Genomic DNA, 19,533 nt, shown 5'->3' with positions numbered 1-19,533 from the left:
CGCAGGAAGGGGAGGGTATGCAGCGCTGTCACCACTGCGGAGGACAGGTTCCCGGCGGTGCGCGGTTCTGCCCCTGGTGCGGAACGCCGACAGGAAGCGGGGTACGGCCAGCTCGGCGCCGAGTGGTGGTCACCGGCGTCGGTGCGGTGACGCCGCTGGGCCTGACGGCGGAGGAAACCTGGCAGCGTATCCTCCGCGGCGAGTCCGGTGTGCGACGGATCGAGCGCTTCGATGCGAGCGACCTTCCGGTGCAGATCGCTGCCGAGGTGCGAGATTTCCGGCTCGGTGACTGGGTGGACCCGAAGACGGCTCGGCAAATGGCGATGTTCAGTCAGTACGCACTCGAGGCTGGCGGGCAAGCTGTCCGCGATGCAGGACTGACTCCGGACGCCTTCGATCCGGCCCGTGCGGCGGTCGTCATCGGTACGGGGGCCGGCGGCATGGCGACGATCCTGGAAACGCAGGAGATCGCACAGCGGCGGGGCCTAATGCGGATTTCCCCGCACTTCATGACGACCTTCCCGCACAACATGCCAGCCTACCATCTCGCGCAAGCGTTTCGGTGCATCGGACCGAGTCTCACGGTCTCGACCGCCTGCGCCACCGGTGGACAGGCGATCGGGGAAGCGGCGGAGATGATTCGTTCCGGTGCTGCTGATCTCGCACTGGCTGGCGGAACGGAGTACTGCGTCTTCCCGCTCTTCATCGCGAGCTTCGCGGTACAGCGGGCGGCCTCGACCTGGAACGATCGTCCGGAGGAGGCGAGCCGACCGTTCGATGCCGAGCGGCACGGCTTCGTCGTGGGGGAAGGCGCTGGTATCGTCGTCCTCGAGAGTCTCGAGCATGCCCAGGCTCGTGGTGCGCGCATTTACGCTGAATTGCTCGGCTATGCCTCGAGTAATGATGGGTACCACCCCATCGCACCGGATCCGGAAGGGAGCGGTGCAGCCCGGGCGATCCGGGCAGCGCTGGCTGATGCCGGGGTACGTCCGGAGGACGTCGATTACATCAATGCGCATGCCGCATCAACGCCGCTGGGTGACCGAGCAGAAACGGTCGCGATCAAGGCGGTGTTCGGCGAGCATGCGTACCGGATTCCGATCAGTTCGACGAAGTCGATGATCGGCCATCTCATGGGTGCGGCTGGAGCAGTGGAGTCGATCGTGACGATCTTGAGTATCCGGGATGGGGTCATCCATCCGACCCGGAACTACACGTTCCGGGATCCGGAATGCGATTTGGACTATGTTCCCGAAGGGGCACGATACCACCGGATTCGGGTCGCATTGAAGAATTCGTTCGGGCTCGGTGGGCAGAATTGCTGTCTCGTCTTCGCGGCATGGGAGGAGCGCGAGGAGGGCTCGCGCGATTAGGGAGGGCGATGCATGCCGAAGCACTACGCGCCGGTGAGTGGGCTCGAATTGCCACGTTTCGCTGGCATCCGTACGTTCGCCCGGTTGCCGTACGTCCGCGAACTCGATGGAGTCGATGTCGCCGTCGTCGGCGTGCCGTTCGATACGGGTGTCACCTATCGAGTCGGAGCACGGTTCGGTCCGGCTGCGGTCCGAGAGATGTCCGCGATGCTCCGGTCGTATCATCCAGCCCTGGACGTCGATGTGTACGAGGTGCTTTCGGTCGTCGATTATGGCGATCTACCGGTCGTACCTGGCTACATCGAGGACAGCTATGCGGCGATCGAACGGGGGCTGCAACCGATCCTGGAGCGGAATGTCGTGCCGTTCGTGATCGGCGGCGATCATTCCATTACGCTGGCGGAACTGCGGGCGGTGGCAGCCCGGTATGGCCCGGTCGGGTTCGTGCAGTTCGATTCGCACACCGATACCTGGGACGAGTACTGGGGAAAGAAATACACGCACGGGACACCGTTCCGGCGAGCGGTCGAGGAGGGACTCATCGATACGCGCCGGGCGATCCAGATCGGGATGCGCGGATCGCTCTATGGTCCGGCGGATCTCGACCAGTCCCGGGAACTCGGCTTCGAGGTGTGGACGGCTGACGATATGCGGCGCACTGGGCTCGGTGCGGTTATCGAGGCCGTGCGTCGTCGAGTGGGACGTGGTCCGGTCTTCGTCAGTTTCGACATCGACTTTCTTGACCCCGTCTACGCACCGGGGACGGGAACGCCCGAAGTCGGCGGCTTTACGACGCGAGAGGCACAGGAGTTGCTGCGGGGCTTGGTCGGCGTCGACATCGTCGCAGTCGATCTCGTTGAAGTCCTCCCGGCGCACGACGTGAGCGGCGTGACTGCACTGGCTGCAGCGAATCTCCTGTTCGAGCTCCTCGCTGTGCTCGCCTTCAACCGGCGGAGTGCTGGAGTAGACTGAGACGATCGTCTGGACCTCTTCCGCGCCGGTCGGCGCCGTGCGCTCGATGCAGAAATGGGGTAAGTCGCTGTGTCGGAGGGATCACAGGGTATCCCCTGGCGGCCGCGGTTCAGTGGGCTGCGGACGTTCGCTCGCTTCCCGCACACCACCGCACTGGAAGGTGTCGATATCGCGCTGGTGGGGCTTCCGTTCGACAGCGGGGTCACCTATCGTCCAGGTGCACGCTTCGGACCAGCGGCGATCCGCGAGCACTCGTCGCGGATCGAGTATTTCCATCCGGTGCTCGACATCGATGTCACCGACTATGTCTCCGTGATCGACTATGGCGATGCACCGGTCGTCCCGATGGAGACGGAGACAACCTACCACTATATCACGACGACCTTGGAGCCACTTGTCAGGTGCGGTATCGTGCCGATCGGTCTGGGTGGTGACCACTCCGTGTCGTTACCGGAACTGCGGGCGGTCGCTGGTCGGTACGGACCGGTGGCGCTGGTGCATTTCGATGCCCACGTCGATACCTGGGATACGATCTGGGGAACGCGGTACAACCACGGTACACCGTTCCGGCGAGCGGTCGAGGAGGGGCTGATCGATCCGGAGCGATCGATCCAGATCGGTATCCGGGGACCGCTGGGTGAGCGAGCCGAGCTTGACCAGTCGCGTGAGCTCGGCTTCGAAGTCTGGACCGCGCGCCAGGTTCGTCAGGCTGGTACGAGTCAAGTTCTGGCCGCCATCTGGCGGCGAGTCGGGACCTCTCCGGTTTTCCTGAGCTTCGATATCGACTTTCTCGATCCGGTCTTCGCACCGGGAACGGGGACGCCCGAAGTCGGCGGGTTCACGACGTGGGAGGCACAGGAATTTCTCTGGGGACTGGTGGGCCTTCCGATCGTCGCTGCCGATCTCGTCGAGGTCCTGCCGGACCGCGATCCGACCGGTGTGACTGCACTCATCGCGGCGAATCTCGTCTTCGATCTGATCGCGGTCATCGCAGCCACCAGGAAGGAGCAACGCCATGGCGCAGCCGATCGCGCCGAGTGAACATCTCCTCTTCGGTCGCGTACCGAAGCGAGCTGCTCAGGTTCGCCCCACGGTGCCGATCGCGTTTCCGCTGAAGGAGGGACAACTCCTCCAGATCACCGATGTGCAGGGTAAGCAAGTGGCCGATATGGTCGCGTTCAACATGCATGATGTTCGGGAGTACCTCTCTCCGTCCCATACCCGTGCCATCAACAACTCGCTCGTTATCGTGCAGGGAATGACCCTCTACAGCAATCGACGCAATCCGATGCTCGTCCTGCTCGAGGATACGGTGGGGCGGCATGATGTGCTCTTTCCAGCGTGTGACCGGCGCGGCTACCTCGAGGATTACGGGATTCCCGATCATCCGAACTGCAAGGATAATTTCGTGAATGTGCTGGCTGAATATGGAATCGGTGAGGACGATCTTCCTGATCCCGTCCACTGGTTCATGCACGTCGGTATCGTCGCGAAAGGCCGTTTCGAGATTCGTGAGCCGCTTTCCGAGCGGAACGACTACGTGCTGCTCCGCGCGTTGACCGACTTGATCGTGGCAGTCTCGGCCTGCCCGCAAGATCAGAATGCCTGCAATGCGTTCAACCCGACCGATATCCTGGTGCGCGTGTACGACTGAGCTCGGTTCCGGGTGGCGCTCCTCAGGCGATGAAGGAGCGAAAGGTGAGTGGTAGTTCCTCGGCCGGCGGAATGTCGATCACCGCGCCTTCGACACTGACCTCGAGCGTTTTCGGATCGACGACAACGCGCGGTGATGCGGTGTTATACCGCATGGCTGCCTTGAAGGTGCGACGGGTGTCGCGTACGGGAACCGCGCGTCGCTGGAGTCCGAACCGCTCGAAGCGCTGCGCTGCGGCCGCCACCGGAGCCACGAAGGCGAGAGACAGTGCCGCTGGCGCGCGGCCGAGCCCACCGAACATGGGACGGTAGATCAGCGGTTGGCTCCAGCGGGTCGAGCCCATCCCGTCTCCGACCGGTGCCCAGGCGACGAAACCGCCCTTGATGACGGCAGTCGGCTTCGCGCCGAAAAAGGCGGGATGCCAGAGCACGATATCGGCCAGTTTGCCTGGTTCGAGGCTGCCGACTTCATGGTCGAGCCCGTGCGCGATCGCGGGGTTGATCGTGTATTTGGCGAGGTATTGGAGGATACGCGGGTTGTCGTCTCCTTCGCCCGTTACCGGGTCGAAGCCCCCACCACGAACTTCCTTCATGCGGTGCGCGAGCTGCCAAGTGCGCGTGATCACTTCTCCGATCCGTCCCATTCCCTGCGAGTCCGAAGACATGATCGCGATCGCTCCGAGGTCATGCAGCACGTCCTCGGCAGCGATCGTCGAGGCGCGGACGCGGTCACGGGCCGCGGCGACATCCGTCGGAATGCTGAGCGAGAGACGGTGGACCGCGACGATCATGTCGAAGAGCTCGGCCGTACTGTTTCGAGCGTAGGGAATGGTCGGACTGGTCGAGGAGCCGATGATGTTCGGTTCCGACACGATCTCGAGGACGTTCGGGGCGTGTCCGCCGCCGGATCCCTCGACGTGGTAGGCGTGGATCGAGCGACCAGCGATCGCAGCGATCGTCTCGCGTAGCGAGCCTGCTTCGTTGAGGCCGTCGGTATGGAGCGCGACTTGGACACCAGCTCGATCAGCGACCGTGAGGCAGGCATCGATGACTGCCGGAAACGCGCCGACGTCTTCGTGCACCTTGAATCCGGCGCAGCCCGCTTCGAGATGCTCGACGAGTTGCGCGGTGTCGGAGGATCCACGGCCGAGCACAGCGAGATTGAGCGGAATCGCCTCGAACGCTTCGAACAGGTGGCGCAGGTTCGTCACCGGATTGACGCCGAGGTCCCAGACACCACCGGAACCCTGCGCGACCAGTGTCGTGATCCCCGCACTCAATGCTGCCGCAACGACGCTGGTGGAGGAGAGATGGACGTGCGCATCGACCGCTCCCGGTGTAGCGATCAGTCCTTCGGCGGGAATGATGCCGGTGGCGTTGCTGATCAGGACGTCGATATCGTCCATCACATCCGGATTCCCAGCGCGGCCAATGGCGACGATTCGTCCGTCCTTGATGCCGATGTTGCTCTTGAAGATGCCGAGGACCGGATCCATCACGATCACGTTCGTGATCACCAGGTCGAGCTTGCTCGGACCATGGTCACGGCCGGCCAGCATCCCGTCTCGGACTGGGCGTCCGAACCCGACGAGCGGTTCGAAGCCGGGCAGCGTGTCATCGCGTTCGATGCGGGCATAGAGGTTCGTGTCAGCCAGCCGAACCCGGTCACCACTCGTTGGTCCGTACCAAGAAGCGTAATCCTGGCGGGAGATACGGATCGGCATCTCCGTTCCTCACTCCTCGGGCTCGTGGCAGAAGCCACGCGTGAGCAGTTCCTGGAGGGCGCCCGAAGGGTCGGTCGCATCGAGCGGCCCGTCGACGATACCGTGAAAGCCGCGCACGACGCGGCGTCCCCCGATCGGTACCACGGGTACCTGGACTGTTTCACCAGGTCCGATCCGGATCGCCCAGCCGACCGGGAGATCGGGCCGCATCCCGTACGCTTTGCGCCGGTCGAAGCAGAGGGCAGGGTTCGCTTCGAAAACGTGGAAATGGGCAGTGAGATGGACCGGGACGGAGCCGCGGTTGGTGATCCGGATCGTGCGAGCGGGCAGCCCCGCATTGAGTTCGATTTCACCGTCGCCCGGGAGGACGGCTCCTGGCGGAAGTTCCTCTGGTCTCATCGGATCGGGTTCCTCACGGTCACCAGGCGGGTGCCATCCGGGAACAACGCATCGATGTAGAGGACAGTCAGCATCTCGGCGACTCCTGGCAGCACGTCGTCGCGTGTCAAGAGCGACGTGGCATGTGCGACGACTTCCTCGTACGAGCGGCCCGCTCGTGCCTCCAGAAAGACTTCATCGCAAATCAGTGCAGCAGCTTCGGCGTAATTGAGTTTGACACCACGAGCGCGATAGCGCCGGGCCAACTCGGCGAGGTTGAAAACGGTCAGACGGTCCAGTTCTTTCGGCGTCAGATACATCCGTCGTGCTCTGCTTCCGGCGAACGGGCCGACGTCCGGACAGCTGCCTCTTGCTCTGCCGCCTCTGGGGAAGGAATCTCCAGGCGGGTGCGATAGGGAATGCGGTACTGGCGAAGCAGGTTCGAAACGTTGACGCTCCGGTAGGCACTGGGTAGCCGAGGAAATTCATGCGGCGACAGCGCGAGCCGAGTCGGCAAGTACCGTCCGAGCCGACCGGAACGGATGGCTTCGGCGAGGAGATCGAGGTCGGCCCGGCCAGGTACGTCCTCGATCCAGAGATCAGGCGGTCCGCTGAAGGGATCGCGATCGAGCCAAATGTACAACCTGCGCTGCGACACGGCTTTCTTCCTGGAAGAAATGGGCGACTGGTCGTTCACCGTCATGAGGTGAAGGGTATCCACGTATCCGCGGCCGGGAGACGGTGGTCGTCCGTGGAAGCTGGTTGTAAGCGGAGCAGTGCCTCGATATCGACGCGGCGATACAAGCGTTCGCGGCCGATGCCCCGACGGTAACTCCGAATACGGCCACGACTGGCATAGGCATAGAGCGTTTCTCGCTTCACACCGAGCAGGGCAGCCGCTTCTTGAGCCGTGAGATATTCGACACCGTCGATTTCGATCATCGCTCGCTCCCGTCTCGATCCCGCAGCTGTGCAGTATACCCGGTAGAATCGAGTATCGTCCATCGTCGCTGAGCATGAAGCCATCGGCGCTGTGCACGAACACAGTGCTTCGTTCGGCATGGGTGATGACGTGAGCATATACTCGGTTGCGTGGCCTCGACTCCTTCAGTTGCTAACGAGACTGTCGCGGATTGGGGACGATCTGCACAACGCAATCACCGTGTGGTATCATTTGCGAGTGTGCCGGCACGGTGGCGCGTGCCAATCTCGGTACCGAAGGGGTGTGAGGCCAGGTGGCGAAGTCGGTTCATGTCGAGCTGCGCGAGAACGAAAGCTTCGATGCGCTCCTCAAGCGGTTCACGAAGGAACTGCAGAAGGCCGGTGTACTCCGTGACTACCGGGCTAAGCGGCATTACGTGAGCAAGTCGGAGCAGCGTCGTGCGAAGATCCGCAAGGCGGAGCACCGCCGACGGCGCAAGCTCGCGAAGCTCGCCAAGAAGGGTCAGCTCGGACTCTGATCGTGCGGCCGGCGAAGTCGGGCACCAAGGAGCCGGGCCAGGCGACTCTTCGTGCTCTGACTGAACGAACGTGGCTGTTGCCACTCGCGACAGCCACGTTCCTGCTTTTTGTCGCTGGCTCGATCCTCTTCATCGCGGTCCTTCGCTTTCCCCCGTGGGTCATCGCTTTTTTGCTCCCCCCGTCGTTTGTCCTGACGGTGAGCGCGCTCGCTGTGGCGCTCGCCGACTTGCTCGAGCGTCCTCGCGACGAGTTCCGGTTCGGGGCACGCATGGTTTGGGTTGTGCTGATCGCGCTTTTCAACGTCCTCGCGTTCTTGCCGTACTGGCTCTGCGTCGCTCGCCACCCGTGGCGAGGTCACCCTGCGGGTGAACGTCCCTCGCTGAGTGAGCGCAGCCGTGTCTGAAGCTCGGTAACGATCCCTTGCACTTCGGCTGCTGCTGCCCGCTCCTCGATCGCGCTCGCCAGTCGATCGAAGAGGGCATCGATCGTCGTCCGTTCTTCAGGGCTGACTGCATCGCGGATGCGTTCCCAGCTGGTGCGCGCTCGGGTAACCGCGTTCCGTGCAGCCTCGTATTCGGCCGGTTGGAGCACTTCCCCATCGCGGACAGACTCGTCGGTGTAGAGAGAGACAGCGAGGACGTCGAGTTCTGCGACGATTTGCGACGCAGCTGTTCTCACGTCGGAGGACGCTGTCGAGGGCGCACGGAATCGGAGCCACCCAGCCACGACGATCGCGACGAGGACGATCGCCGCAGCCAGTATGGCGACTGGAAGCCACGCCGGGCGTCGCCGGTGGGGGCGAACGACAGCCACGCGACCACCTCACAGGCGAGCCAGCTGACCGACCAGGAGGCAACCCGCTTCTCCGCAGGGCAGCTCCTGATCGAACCCGACTGGACGGTCGAAGAGAAGACAGCGAGAACCGATAATGGCACAGGCGCAACCGTGAGCAGGTTGACGCGGCCAACTGGCAGACTTCCCGTCCAGTGCGCGACAGGAGCCGTCGAGGGCATGGAAGCAAATGGCTCCGTGGCAGTCGATCACGACGATCGGCCGCCGCTCGCGGCGCAGCGGGCCGATGCCACTCCGAACCACGGCCGTGAAGACACGATAGTAGGGATTCTCGAACTGCAAGCGCACGTCTTCCTCAGCTACACCGAGTGCTCGTGCAGCGAGTCGCTGAGCCGTTTCGCGGTCGACGACAGCGGTGAGGGAGAGCGGTGCGGCTGCGTCGAGTGCGAGCGCGCGAATGCGCGAGGCCTGACGTTCGGGTATCGGCTCGACGACCACTTGCACGCTTCCGGAGACAGCCCCGTAGGCGATCAGGCGCTGCTCGACTCGCTCGACCGCAGCCAGCAATTCCGAGCCCGAGCGTACGTGCACTTCTTCGATGAGGCTCAACGGAGTCGTCGCAGCACCGACCGCGGCGATCACCTCGGCATGTGGTGCGATGACGACGTCGAGCCCGAGACGCTCGGCGAGTAGCGGTGCGATGACGCCCGCACCACCGCCCAACCCGATGAGCTGGGGCTGATGGAGTCCGTACTCGCGGAGGAGCCCCTGGGCGAGAGGGATCAAGGCATCGATCGCGCGCGCCAGCACCTCACGCGCGAGCTGATCGGCGTTGCATCCGAACGACTGCGCGACTGCTTGAAATGCTGCGCGAGCACGTTCCCGGTCACCGTAGGCATAGTCCGACGGAGGGAGCAGCCCGAGCGCGTTGGCTGCATCCGTCAGCGTGAGGGCAGCCCGCTGCCCGCGAGCGTCCCGCACCACGACGTAGTGGGGATCGTCTCCTTCTTGGGGTGCGATCGTTTCCCAGGTGAACGGGGGTTCGAGCTCGGTGGCGAAACTCACGTACGGAAGGCCTGCGATGTGTGCGCTCCGTGGTCCGACACCGCTGACTCGACCGCGCTCGATACGGAAAAGCGACCCGCCCCCGATTCCCGCCACGTGGACGTCGACCGAGCGGAGGCATGTCGGGTGCTGCATGATCCGGACGTACCGCAGCGCTGGGCGTCCGTCACGGATGACGCCGATATTCGTGCTCGTTCCGCCGACTTCCACGAAAAGGGCATCCACAGTCGGCCGCGTTCGGAGTGCACCAGCAACGCTCGCTGCCGGTCCAGAAAGCATACTGGCGGCCGGGAGCGTCGCCAGCTGGTCGATCGGCACCACACTGAGATCCCCAGTCAGTACCATCGCCGGCGCAGCGATGCCTGCTTCTGCCAGCGCACTCCGGACCCAGGCCGTCGTCTCCTGCATACGCGGCAAGATGCTCGCGTTGACCGCCGCGGTGAGGGTCCGGACTTCGAGCCCGTAGAGTCCGGTGAGTTGATGACCGGCTGTCGCTGGGAGGCCGAGTTTCCCAGCCACGGCCAGAGCAAGTTCCTCCGGCTGTGCGTCTTCGACGGCATACGCAGCGGAGATCGCGACAGCACGAGCACCGGCTGCAACGAGACCGCGGAGTGCTCGTTCGATGCTCTGCTCGCTGCACTCTTCTCGGTCCAAGTAGGCGTGGTGCAGCTGGAGCGTGTGGCCCGGTGCGAGCTCGATCCGCTCCAAGCGCGTGCGTCGTTGCGTTTGACGGCGCTCGCGCCGGGGACCGATGGCGAGAATACCGACCGGTACGACGTCGCCCTCGAGCAGGGCATTGACTGCCTGGGTTGTGCTGAACGTGACCAGACCCACCTCCTCGGCAGTGAATCGGCCGGTGGCGAGGAGAGCGCGGAGCGCCGCGATGGCCCCGGCGGCAACGCCCTGCTCGGCACGGTGTGTGGTGGGTACCGCTGCCCGCGCGATCAGTTCGCCCGAGCGTGGGTCCACCGCTGCTGCCTTGGTGAAGGTCCCTCCGACGTCGATACCGATTCGGATCACTCCGCTCCCTCCCTCTACTTGGAGACCTGGATTGCTCGGCTTACCGCTGCGCTGCGGTACCATGTCCAGCCAGCCCACACCCACGCTGCACTATATGCCAGAACGAGCGCAGCCTGTGCGATCAGCACCTCGCGAGTCGGGTGAAGGCCGAGGAGATCGGTCAGCACGCGATCGAGCGTGGGGAGCTCGACGACCGTGATCGGCAGATAACCGAGCATCTGAAGCTCCCAGACCGCGTGCCCGAGTATGGCGACCGACAGCAGCATGATGACGACGACAGCTGCGGAGAGGAATGCCCGCAACGGCAATCGGGCACCGAGCGCGATGACTGCCCATCCGATGGCGAGGAGCAGCCCGGCAGCGAGCAGAACACCGAGCACGATCCAGAATTCCAGTCGCCGGGCCATCAGGACGAGGGACTGGTAGAGTACGGCTGTTTCGGCACCCTCACGATAGACAGCGGTAAAGCCGAGCAACGCCACTGCTGACGCCTTGCCGGTCGCGACCGCCTCCCACGCGTGGGCTCGAAGGTATTCCATCCAGCGCCGCGTGTCGATTCGACGCAGGAGCCAGAGGCTGATCGAAATCATGAGGAGCACCGCCAGGAGTGACATCGCGATTTCCAGAATCTCACGCCCGATCGGCATCACCCGCAGGACGACCACCAGCAGGACCCAGGTCGCCAGGGTCGCCGGCAGTGCGAGGAGCACGCCGATCCAGAGCGGACGGCGCAAGCTGGGATGGTGGACGCCGAGATAACCCAGCAGGGCGGCGATGACGAGGATCGCTTCGATCCCTTCACGGAACAGGATGGAAAAGGAGGCGAGCGTGACGAAGAGCGGGGCGGCGATACCTGGACCACCGACCACCCGCTCCACTTCCACCAGTCCGCTCTCGATATCCATGAGAATGCGGTCGATTTCCTCGACTGGCGCGCCCTCCTCGATGAGCTGCCGCCACTCGGCGAATTTCACTTCCATCGTGAACGTGAAGGTCGGATCGGCGACGCGGAGCGGAATCTCGACGAGTTCGAAGTGATCGAGGTAGGCCTGCCGCGCCAGGCGCAGGGCACGCTCGCGGTCTCCTGCACGGTACGCATCACGACTCTGCTGCATAAGTGTGCGGAGCGCAGCCAGCTCGTCGCGCACGGCGACTGCCGGCGCCTGCGCTTGGGCGTGAGTCGCTCTCGGCAGCATGACCAGCGCGAGCAGTGTGACTGCGAACACGAGCAGGTTAACGAGTCGTACCCAGCGTGGTGCGGCGAACGTCACTGCAAGACCTCCTCGACTTCGACGAGTCCGCTCTTCACCTTGTCGATCAACCGGGACACTTCATCGACCGGGCGACCGTCGCGAATCGCATCGCGAACGGCCTTAAAGTCGAGTTCGAGGCGCTCGACCAGTTCGCGATGACCGGCATCGAGGAGCGGTGCCTCGAGGTGCTCGAATCCTTCGAGGTAGGCGTTCGCAGCCTGCTCGTAGGCTCCCTCGGCGTCACCCTGCCTGTAGCGTTCGAGCGCTTCGTCCAGCATCGCCTGAATCTCGGCGATCTGGTCGCTGACCGACGTTGCTTGCGGCGCGCTGATCCCGTAGGCGAGCCGGAGTTCAGCGGCGAGGTGCTGGAGTCGCTCGCGGATCGTATCGATGACGGTGAAGGCGGCACCGGCTTCATCGTGGAACTGCGCGAGTGCGCTGGCCTCGAGCGCCTCCAGATCCTCCCGTGCCTCGGTCGCCGCTTCTTTCCCCGTTTCTGGAGCGGCTGTGACCGCGTCCGGTAGCTCGCTTTGCAGCACTTGGAAAAAGCCCCACGCGTCCTGAAACTCTTCGACGTTGACGAGCTGACCGTTTTCGACCGCCTCGGCGAGTTCCGTCGCGACCGACTCGGCGAGCGTTGCGAGCGCAGCAGCCTGGAGCGACGATCGATCGTCACCGGACTGTAGGATCGTCGCGATCGCCTCGCGGACTGCCTGTTGCGCAGCCTCGTTGGCTCGGCCCGCGTCCGCGGACTGCTCCCGTGCGGCCTGGAGGTATGCGTCGAGTGGCTCGTGGATCGAAGTCAACCCGCGTTCGGCGAGCGCCGACTCGATCGAGGCCCAGTGCTCGGCGGTCGGGTGTGCCGCATGCGCTTGGGCCAGTGTCCAGTTGCCCCGATCGAGGTTCGCGCGGCTCGCTTCGAGGTGTCCGAGCATTTCGTAGAGTGTCGCGACGAGGTCGGCGTCGTCCTGGATCGCGGTCGCATGTTCCCCGTGGGGGTCGGGTGTCGCGACCGTCGTCGGAGTCGTTCCTGCTCCGGCAGCTGGCTGGGTCGGAGTCGGTTCCGCTTCCGGCGACTGGCTGCAAGCCAGAAAGAAGAGTGCAGTAGCGAGCACGAGCGTCAGCGACACGACGCGCTGAACCGGGAACCAGCGAGTCGGCACGTTCCTCTCCTCCCTCATACCCGGATCGTCTGACGTCACCCTCGTGTTTTCCCGATCCAGTCGCCGGCGAGCAAACCCGAGTAAAACAATCGGGATTCATTCTACGTGGACAGGAGAGGGGTGTCAAGCGGTAAGAGCGTGGATCTGACGATTGCGGCACGCGGTGAGCGGAAGACGGGCAGTCACTGCACGGAGCTGGCGCTTCGATGGCAAGCGAGAAGTTCTCGTTCCGGACGCGAGCATGACCGTCGGATCCGGTCGGATTCACGCTCATCGACGACAGCGACGAGGCAGTCCGGTTGTGCTGGACGGGCAGCATCTAGTCGGATGGGGAGCGACGCAGCCATTCCACTGAACCTGCATCGCTCCCCGCATCCGTTGCGCTCCGTCGTTCTCGCCTGGGTGCGTCAGACGGGCCAGGTTTCCAATCGCCAGGCGCTATCCCAGAACAGCCATTCGTACCGCGAGGTGGTGATGAAATGTTCCCGAATGGGCAGACGCCTCGATTCGGGGAGATCGGTGACTACCTCGTCCATCACCGTGAGAACCGCGCGCACGACCTGCGCGTACTCCTCGGAGGCATAGGTATCGATCCATCGTTGATAGAGCGGATTGGGCGATCCGAGGCGCTCGAGATGCTTCCCCACCTCCCAATAGATCCAGTAGCAGGGCAGCACCGCACCGAGCAGTTCCTCGAACGGGCGTTCGTAAGCGACACGCAACAGGTACGAGGTGTAGGCGAGATTAGCCGGAGCATACGGCGTCGCCGCGACGTGCTCTTCGGTGAGCCCCCATTCCTGGAAGAAGCTCTCGTGGAGGGCTCGTTCGACCACGAGGGCGACCTTCGCGTGCTCGGCGAAGAGTTCGCACCAGTCCTGACGGGGAGCCTTGGCTGCGGCGATGGCGAGGCAGCGGGCGTAATCTTGCAAGTAGCGTGCATCCTGGAGGACGTAGAAGCGAAATGCCTCGACGGGCAATGTTCCGTCGGTGAGGCCCTCGACGAAGGGGTGAGCGAGAATAGCCGAGAAGATCGGATCGATGGCACGCCACAGTTCCTCGGTGAACCGGGTCATCGGATAACTCCTCTCTGTCGCTCAGACGGGCCAACCGGCTCGCGCGTAGACCATGTCCCAGAAGAGATACTCGTAGCGCGCCGTGGCGAAGAAAGCGGCCCGGATGGCTGGTCGCTCGGCATCGGTTACTCGCGCGCGCAGTTGCTCACCGAGCCACTCGACCTAGGCGGCGAACTGCGGGCTCGTCCAGTTCTCGATCCAGCGCGCGTAGGGCTCGGCCAGGCCCAGGGTAGCCCGGACGGTTGACCAGGCATCGTAGTACGCCTTTTCGCCTCCCCAGAGGACGGTCAGTGCCTCGGCAAGCGAGCCGGTGGCAGCGGTCGCGAGGAGGAACGAGGCGTAACCGAGACAGACTGGTGTCGGCTCGACATCCAGCGGGAGAGCGTTCGTGCGGGCGTAGTCCTCGAAGAGCGCCAGCTCATTGCGGAACGCCACGGCGGCGTCGAGCAGGCCACGCCGGAGTTCCTCATCCGGAGCACGGGCGATGAGGAAGGCTACGAAGCGGATGCCTGCCTGAACGAACAGATAGTCCTGTTGGACCCAAAAGTCGAACCGTTCACGCGACAGTTGCCCGGTCGCGAGTTCGCGAACGAACGGATGGTGGGTCATGGCTTGCCAGAGAGGCTGCGCTTCCTGCAGCAACTCGTCGAGCACAGTCGTCATGACACGAACCTCCTGCTTTCGGGCAGAGGACACCGCGACCGATCGGTTTCTGGTGGGGATTGTGGCAAGCGGTCACACGGCTGCGGCCCTCCCTTCGCTGGCATTACCCAGATCAGGTCGTACCGGTCGGCGGCGGAATCCTGAGCCGCCCTCTCAGCCCGGTTCACCCGAGCTCCCGGGGCACGCCGTCCTACCTGACACGCTACTCGTGCTATCGAGAATTGTCAAGGATCGGTTTTCCGGACCGGATCGCGCTGGTGGCGATGTACGCGGTGTCCCGAGCGCCGATCACCGTCGTGTCAGTGCCTGTTCTTGTCCGAGACCAGTGGGGAAACGGCCCTCGCTATACTAGGCTTCGGGAGCGGCTGCCCGGTTTCGCCGGTGCGTGACGGTGCCGTACCGGGGTTCGACGAACGGGGGAAACCGATGAAGGGGGTCGTGCTCGCGGGTGGCCTGGGAACGCGACTCTATCCGTTGACCTTCGCGACGAACAAGCACCTCCTTCCGGTCTACGATCAACCGATGATCTATTACCCGATCCAGACGCTCGTCCGTGCTGGGATCGACGAGATCATGGTCGTGACCGGAGGGCCACATGCGGGTGATTTCCTGCGCGTTCTCCGCAACGGGCGGCATCTCGGAGTGCGACACCTGGAGTACGCGTACCAGGAGGAAGAGCGCGGGATCGCTGACGCGCTGAGCTTGTGCGAGGAATTCGCCGATGGCGAACACATCTGTGTGATACTGGGTGACAATACGACTGACGCGGATATCCGACCTGCTGTCGAGAGTTTCACCGGTGGTGCCTTGATCTTCCTGGCTCGCGTGCCCGATCCGCACCGGTTCGGCTGCCCGGTTTTCGATCCGGACGATCCGACTCGGATCATCCGCATCGAAGAGAAGCCCAAGGAGCCGAAGAGCCCCTACGCGGTGACGGGCCTCTATCTCTACGATAGTCGCGTCTTCGATTTCATTCGCGAGCTGGAGCCGTCACCACGCGGCGAGCTGGAGATCACCGATGTCAATAACCGGTACCTGGAATTGGGACTCTTGCGTTGGGTCGAGCTCCAGGGGTTCTGGAGCGACGCCGGGACATTCGAAAGCTTGCACCGAGCCAACCGCTACTGGGCTGAGCGGCGGGGCTACCGCGATCCGGAACCGTTCGTCGCGCAGCCACCAGTCGGAGCAGCGAACCCGTAACGATTGACGTGCGGAGGAAGGATGTTCAAACGCGAAGCAGATCGCGCAGCAGCATTGATCAATCGAGCGCTCGAGGAGCTCGGCTACGGCAGCCGCGTCTTCGAGATGCGACCGATCCCGTTCCCCGGCGTGTGGGGAACGTCGACGACGGTCTGTTACCAGGTCGCCAACGAACAACTGTCCGAGGAACTCGAACAGGTCACGGCTGGCCTCTCGAAGAAGGAAGCGAAGCGCATCGTCCAGGCACGTGTGCGCGAGCGCGCCCAGGCGATCGCCGAGCAGCTCGCCAGCTGGCTCTCGACGCACGGTGACTTCGCCCGCGTGGAGGCCGTCAACGGATATGTGAATATCGTCTACGACACGGGACGCTTCGCCAACGAGGTGCTCCGCACGGTGCTCGTGACGGGGCGGGAGTTCGGGCGCGGCGCCCCGCGTGGCGAGCGGGTGATGGTGGAATATTCGCAGCCAAATACGCATAAGGCCTTCCACATCGGGCACTTGCGCAATGTGTGTCTGGGCAACGCTCTCAGCCGTATCTTGCGTTTCGCTGGCTTCGATGTCCTGGAGGCCAACTACATCGGCGATATCGGGTTGCACGTCATCAAGTGCCTCTGGTGCTACTTGCGGTTCCACCAGGGCGAAGAACCGCCGCGTGAGCAACGCGGCCGCTGGCTGGGCGAAATCTATGCCGAAGCTGATCGGCGCTTGAATTACCGGAACGACGTCGTCGAGCTCTTGAACGAAATCGCTCGCGACGATCAGGTCTTCGTCCAGGCGATCGATCGCCTGCTCAAGGAACTCTGGAAAGAGCACAAAGTCGGCGAAGATATCGCCTACCTGCTCGGTCAGATCTCACACGGTCGCGAGATCAAGCCGGAGGCGTTCTATGATGACCAGACGATCGTAAAGTTCTGGCCGATCGTCGGTCGGCAACTCGAACAAGAACTCATCGAAACACGCGCTGCGGCCGAACAAGAACCGGGAGCTCGTGATCGGCTGGCCCAGCTCGAGGAATGGTACGAGCGCTGGCGCCGGCTCGCTGCGACGCTCGACTGGTGGCCGCACGTGCCACAGTGGGAGCGGGAAGTCCGCGAAACGTTCCAGCGCTGGGAACGGAAGGATCCGGAGTTCGTCCGCCTCTGGGAAGAAACCCGTGCCTGGAGCATGGAGGAGTTCCTCCGCATCTACGAGGAACTCGACGTGCACTTCGACGTGTGGTTCTTCGAGAGCGAGGTCGAGGAGGAAGGACGACAGATCGTCCGTGAGCTCCTGGAGCGTGGTATCGCCGAGATCAGCGATGGGTTACCGGTCGTCAAGATCGACGAGAAGCTCGGCCTCGAGAAGGAGACCTATCGGACGCTGCCGATCCTGCGCTCGGATGGGACGACACTCTACTCGACCAAGGATCTGGCACTCACGAAGCGGAAGTTCGAGCAGTACAAGGTGGACCGCGCGATCTGGGTCGTCGACGTCCGCCAGACGCTCTATCTCCAGCAGATCTTCAAGGTCATGGAGCTGTGGGGGTTCGAGCAGGCGTCGAAGTGTTACCACCTGGCGTACGAGACCGTCATGCTCCCCAGCGGAGCGATGAGCAGCCGGTTGGGCAACGTGGTTCTCTACGAGGATGTCGCCCGTCAGGTCCTGAAGCGAGCGCGGGAGATCATCGAGGAGAAGAATCCGACCCTGCCGCCTGCTGTGAAGGAGTCGGTTGCCCGGCAGGTAGGATTAGGCAGTCTCAAGTACGGGATGCTCTCGCGCGACAACAACCGTGTCATCGTCTTCGATATCGAAGAAGCCTTGTCATTCGAGGGACACGCTGCTCCCTATATTCAGTACGCGCACGCGCGAGCCTGCCGAATCCTGGAGAAGGTCGACGCCTTGCCGGAGGGGCCGTACGTGCTGGAGGATCTCACCCGTGAGGAAAGCGACCTCATCGAGCAGATTGCGCTCTTCCCGGATGAAGTCCAGCGTGCGGCCGACGAGTACAAACCGCTGGTGATCGCGAACTACGTGTACGAGCTCGCCAAGCGGTTCAACGAGTTCTATCGCGTCTGCCCGGTACTCCAGGCGCCCGAACCACAGCGATCGGCCCGGTTGGCGATGGTAGCGGCGACGCGTCAGACGCTGGCGAACGGGCTGGCGCTCTTGGGTATCGCTGCACCCGAGGTGATGTAAGCCGACACACTCAGCCATGTCCCGGAGAAGGAGTCACTTCGAGCACCGGTGTCGGCGTTACGATCGGGATCGACTCCTCCGGGGTTGGTTCTTGCGTCGGCGCGGGTGGTTGCGCGACGGTCGGGGTTGCAGCTGGCGTCGGGGGCGTAGCTGTCGGGATTGCGATGGTAGGCTCTGATACCGGGGTCGGCTGGATGACCGGCTCCGGCGTCGGCTCGGGTGTTCCTTCTTCCGGCGCAGTCAATTCCGGTGGTGGAGTCTCGACCGGTTCGGCGAGTTCAGGAGCTGCTGGTTGGGCTGGTATCGAAATGCTGGTTGCGCGTACCTGCGGGTGTGGCTGCCCCTCTCGAGGTGGGAACATCCGATCGAGAATCGCCTGGATCGCCGACCAGTTCGGGATGAGGTAAAACGGCTGACCCGGCTCCCAGTAGCTCGTCGTCACCTCCAGTAAGGTGTAGGAGTGGATGCGGTCACGCGGGATCTCGGCACCGAGTTTGGCGAGTGCCAGCACCTGCGTCGGGCTGAGGTCCGTGCGCACGGTATCCGCGAGCGAATCGACGAGTTGCGGTGCCTTGCGGATCAGATCCAGTCGCAGTCCTTGCTCGCGGAGCGCGCGAAGCACCTGCTGCTGGCGGTAGCCGCGGGAGAAGTCGTTGTCGTCGTGACGGGTTCGGACGTAACGGAGTGCTGTCCTCCCGTCCATCCGTTGGAGGCCGGGTGCGAAATAGACACGCGTGTAGTTGTAATCTTCACCCGGATACTCGTCGTCCTTGATCGGTGCTGGCACGTCGACGACGACGCCACCGAGCGTATCGACGATGCGGACGAAGCCGTCGAAATCGACCTCCGCGTAGTAGTGAATCGGAATACCGAAGTTGTACTCGATCGTCGCCCGTACCAGTCCGGGACCGGTGATCGGTGAATTTGCGCCCAGCGCGTAGGCGGCATTGATCTTGTCTTCCCCGTACCCCGGGATCGTGACCAACAGGTCACGAGGAATCGAGAGCATGCTGACGTCCTTGGTCAGCGGATCGATCGTGACGACGATGATCGTATCCGAGCGAGGGATCTCCTCCTGCTCCCGCCGGTCGACACCGAGGAGCAGGACGTTGATTCGATCCTTCTTCTCCCAGTCGGGAAGCTGGAGAGCTGGATCGTCTGCCGTCAGCAGCACGACCTCAGGGGTTCCCCGTTCGTTGATGACGACTGTTGCGCGCGGTGCGGGGGTGACGAAAACGCGCTGGTAGGCACGCCAGCTCGCCAGGGCCAGCGGGCCGAGATAGGCGAGCACCACGGCAACGCACACGAGGCAGGCGATACCGATCAAGACGCGCGCCGACGGTCCACGTTGACGGCCCGCTGGCTGGACAGGAGGCGACTGCGGCTCCTCGGCGACGTACCCGTGCCGGGCAGCGCGCAACTCGCGGGCCGTCCGGCGCACGTATGGGAGGTGCAGCGGTTCTCGCGGTGGCTCATTCGAGGTCATTCCCGGTCCTTCCACAGCCCTCTCGCGCCGGGCAGGAGTATAGCAGCCGCAGCAGCGAGGCCCGGAGTTGACGGCGCGCCGC

At 63.6% G+C, this 19,533-nt stretch carries 20 protein-coding genes and 1 riboswitch; of the genes, 8 read left to right on the top strand and 12 right to left on the bottom strand.

What is annotated here, in order from left to right:
* The first annotated feature begins 17 nt into the window (after window positions 1-17).
* From fabF to OO015_RS02340, 4 genes are all read left to right on the top strand, one after another.
* A complete protein-coding gene (fabF, locus tag OO015_RS02355) occupies window positions 18-1,373 on the top strand; it encodes a beta-ketoacyl-ACP synthase II (RefSeq protein WP_265939401.1) in 1,356 nt (451 codons plus the stop codon).
* Between the two features lie 12 nt (window positions 1,374-1,385).
* Window positions 1,386-2,345: an agmatinase gene (gene speB, locus OO015_RS02350; protein ID WP_265939398.1), complete on the top strand. Its 960-nt coding sequence runs from the start codon at window positions 1,386-1,388 to the stop codon at window positions 2,343-2,345.
* A 69-nt stretch (window positions 2,346-2,414) separates the two neighbouring features.
* A complete protein-coding gene (speB, locus tag OO015_RS02345; protein ID WP_265939396.1) occupies window positions 2,415-3,386 on the top strand; it encodes an agmatinase in 972 nt (323 codons plus the stop codon).
* Entirely contained in the window at window positions 3,361-3,999 is a 639-nt protein-coding gene (locus tag OO015_RS02340) for an urea carboxylase-associated family protein (protein ID WP_265939394.1), read from the top strand. Before speB (OO015_RS02345) ends, OO015_RS02340 begins: the two co-directional genes overlap by 26 nt.
* Before the next feature lie 22 nt (window positions 4,000-4,021).
* Here the strand turns inward: OO015_RS02340 and OO015_RS02335 are convergent, their stop codons facing one another.
* Genes OO015_RS02335 through OO015_RS02315 form a run of 5 tightly spaced genes read right to left on the bottom strand, consistent with a single transcriptional unit; the run spans window position 4,022 to window position 7,042 of the window.
* Window positions 4,022-5,722: an urease subunit alpha gene (locus OO015_RS02335; protein WP_265939392.1), complete on the bottom strand. Its 1,701-nt coding sequence runs from the start codon at window positions 5,720-5,722 to the stop codon at window positions 4,022-4,024.
* 9 nt (window positions 5,723-5,731) lie between these two features.
* A complete protein-coding gene (ureB, locus tag OO015_RS02330) occupies window positions 5,732-6,121 on the bottom strand; it encodes an urease subunit beta (RefSeq protein ID WP_265939390.1) in 390 nt (129 codons plus the stop codon).
* A complete protein-coding gene (gene ureA / locus OO015_RS02325) occupies window positions 6,118-6,420 on the bottom strand; it encodes an urease subunit gamma (RefSeq protein ID WP_265939388.1) in 303 nt (100 codons plus the stop codon). Before ureA ends, ureB begins: the two co-directional genes overlap by 4 nt.
* The gene (locus tag OO015_RS02320; RefSeq protein WP_265939385.1) at window positions 6,411-6,758 is read right to left on the bottom strand and encodes a hypothetical protein; all 348 of its coding nucleotides are present in this window, start codon (window positions 6,756-6,758) and stop codon (window positions 6,411-6,413) included. The genes ureA and OO015_RS02320 overlap by 10 nt, the downstream gene beginning before the upstream one ends.
* Before the next feature lie 41 nt (window positions 6,759-6,799).
* Window positions 6,800-7,042: a helix-turn-helix domain-containing protein gene (locus OO015_RS02315; RefSeq protein ID WP_265939383.1), complete on the bottom strand. Its 243-nt coding sequence runs from the start codon at window positions 7,040-7,042 to the stop codon at window positions 6,800-6,802.
* Window positions 7,043-7,335: 293 nt separating this feature from the next.
* On the opposite strand from OO015_RS02315, the gene rpsU reads away from it, so the two are divergent.
* Window positions 7,336-7,560, top strand: a complete 225-nt coding sequence (rpsU, locus tag OO015_RS02310) for a 30S ribosomal protein S21 (RefSeq protein ID WP_012641941.1) — start codon at window positions 7,336-7,338, stop codon at window positions 7,558-7,560.
* 77 nt (window positions 7,561-7,637) lie between these two features.
* On the top strand, window positions 7,638-7,964 hold the full coding sequence (locus tag OO015_RS02305) for a hypothetical protein (protein WP_265939381.1): 327 nt from the start codon (window positions 7,638-7,640) through the stop codon (window positions 7,962-7,964).
* Here the strand turns inward: OO015_RS02305 and OO015_RS02300 are convergent.
* The 6 genes from OO015_RS02300 to OO015_RS02275 form a co-directional block, all read right to left on the bottom strand.
* Window positions 7,916-8,374, bottom strand: coding sequence for a hypothetical protein (locus OO015_RS02300; RefSeq protein ID WP_265939379.1), 459 nt, complete (start codon window positions 8,372-8,374; stop codon window positions 7,916-7,918). The two genes, OO015_RS02305 and OO015_RS02300, sit on opposite strands and share 49 nt — an antisense overlap.
* Window positions 8,375-8,383: 9 nt before the next feature.
* Window positions 8,384-10,438: a hydantoinase/oxoprolinase family protein gene (locus OO015_RS02295; RefSeq protein WP_265939377.1), complete on the bottom strand. Its 2,055-nt coding sequence runs from the start codon at window positions 10,436-10,438 to the stop codon at window positions 8,384-8,386.
* Between the two features lie 14 nt (window positions 10,439-10,452).
* Window positions 10,453-11,709, bottom strand: coding sequence for an FTR1 family iron permease (locus OO015_RS02290; RefSeq protein WP_265939375.1), 1,257 nt, complete (start codon window positions 11,707-11,709; stop codon window positions 10,453-10,455).
* Complete coding sequence (locus tag OO015_RS02285) at window positions 11,706-12,854, bottom strand: hypothetical protein (RefSeq protein ID WP_265939373.1); 1,149 nt, start codon at window positions 12,852-12,854, stop codon at window positions 11,706-11,708. Before OO015_RS02285 ends, OO015_RS02290 begins: the two co-directional genes overlap by 4 nt.
* A gap of 407 nt (window positions 12,855-13,261) precedes the next feature.
* Window positions 13,262-13,927, bottom strand: a complete 666-nt coding sequence (gene tenA / locus OO015_RS02280; RefSeq protein ID WP_265939371.1) for a thiaminase II — start codon at window positions 13,925-13,927, stop codon at window positions 13,262-13,264.
* A 162-nt stretch (window positions 13,928-14,089) separates the two neighbouring features.
* A complete protein-coding gene (locus OO015_RS02275) occupies window positions 14,090-14,590 on the bottom strand; it encodes a hypothetical protein (RefSeq protein ID WP_265939369.1) in 501 nt (166 codons plus the stop codon).
* Between the two features lie 72 nt (window positions 14,591-14,662).
* Window positions 14,663-14,779: riboswitch (TPP riboswitch) on the bottom strand.
* Window positions 14,780-15,016: 237 nt separating this feature from the next.
* On the opposite strand from OO015_RS02275, the gene OO015_RS02270 reads away from it, so the two are divergent.
* Both OO015_RS02270 and argS read left to right on the top strand, forming a co-directional pair.
* Window positions 15,017-15,790 carry a sugar phosphate nucleotidyltransferase gene (locus tag OO015_RS02270; protein WP_265939367.1) on the top strand — a complete coding sequence of 258 codons (774 nt, stop codon included), beginning with the start codon at window positions 15,017-15,019 and terminating at the stop codon, window positions 15,788-15,790.
* A 21-nt stretch (window positions 15,791-15,811) separates the two neighbouring features.
* Window positions 15,812-17,965 (top strand): arginine--tRNA ligase, encoded by a 2,154-nt coding sequence (gene argS / locus OO015_RS02265; protein WP_265939365.1) that lies wholly within the window; start codon window positions 15,812-15,814, stop codon window positions 17,963-17,965.
* Window positions 17,966-17,975: 10 nt separating this feature from the next.
* On the opposite strand, the gene OO015_RS02260 is transcribed toward argS, so the two are convergent.
* Window positions 17,976-19,451: an LCP family protein gene (locus OO015_RS02260; RefSeq protein ID WP_265939363.1), complete on the bottom strand. Its 1,476-nt coding sequence runs from the start codon at window positions 19,449-19,451 to the stop codon at window positions 17,976-17,978.
* Window positions 19,452-19,533: the final 82 nt, after the last annotated feature.

The sequence above is a fragment of the Thermomicrobium sp. 4228-Ro genome (genome assembly GCF_026241205.1).
In the GTDB taxonomy this organism is placed as follows: Bacteria; Chloroflexota; Chloroflexia; order Thermomicrobiales; family Thermomicrobiaceae; genus Thermomicrobium.
This window is presented reverse-complemented; position numbering and strand designations above follow the sequence as displayed.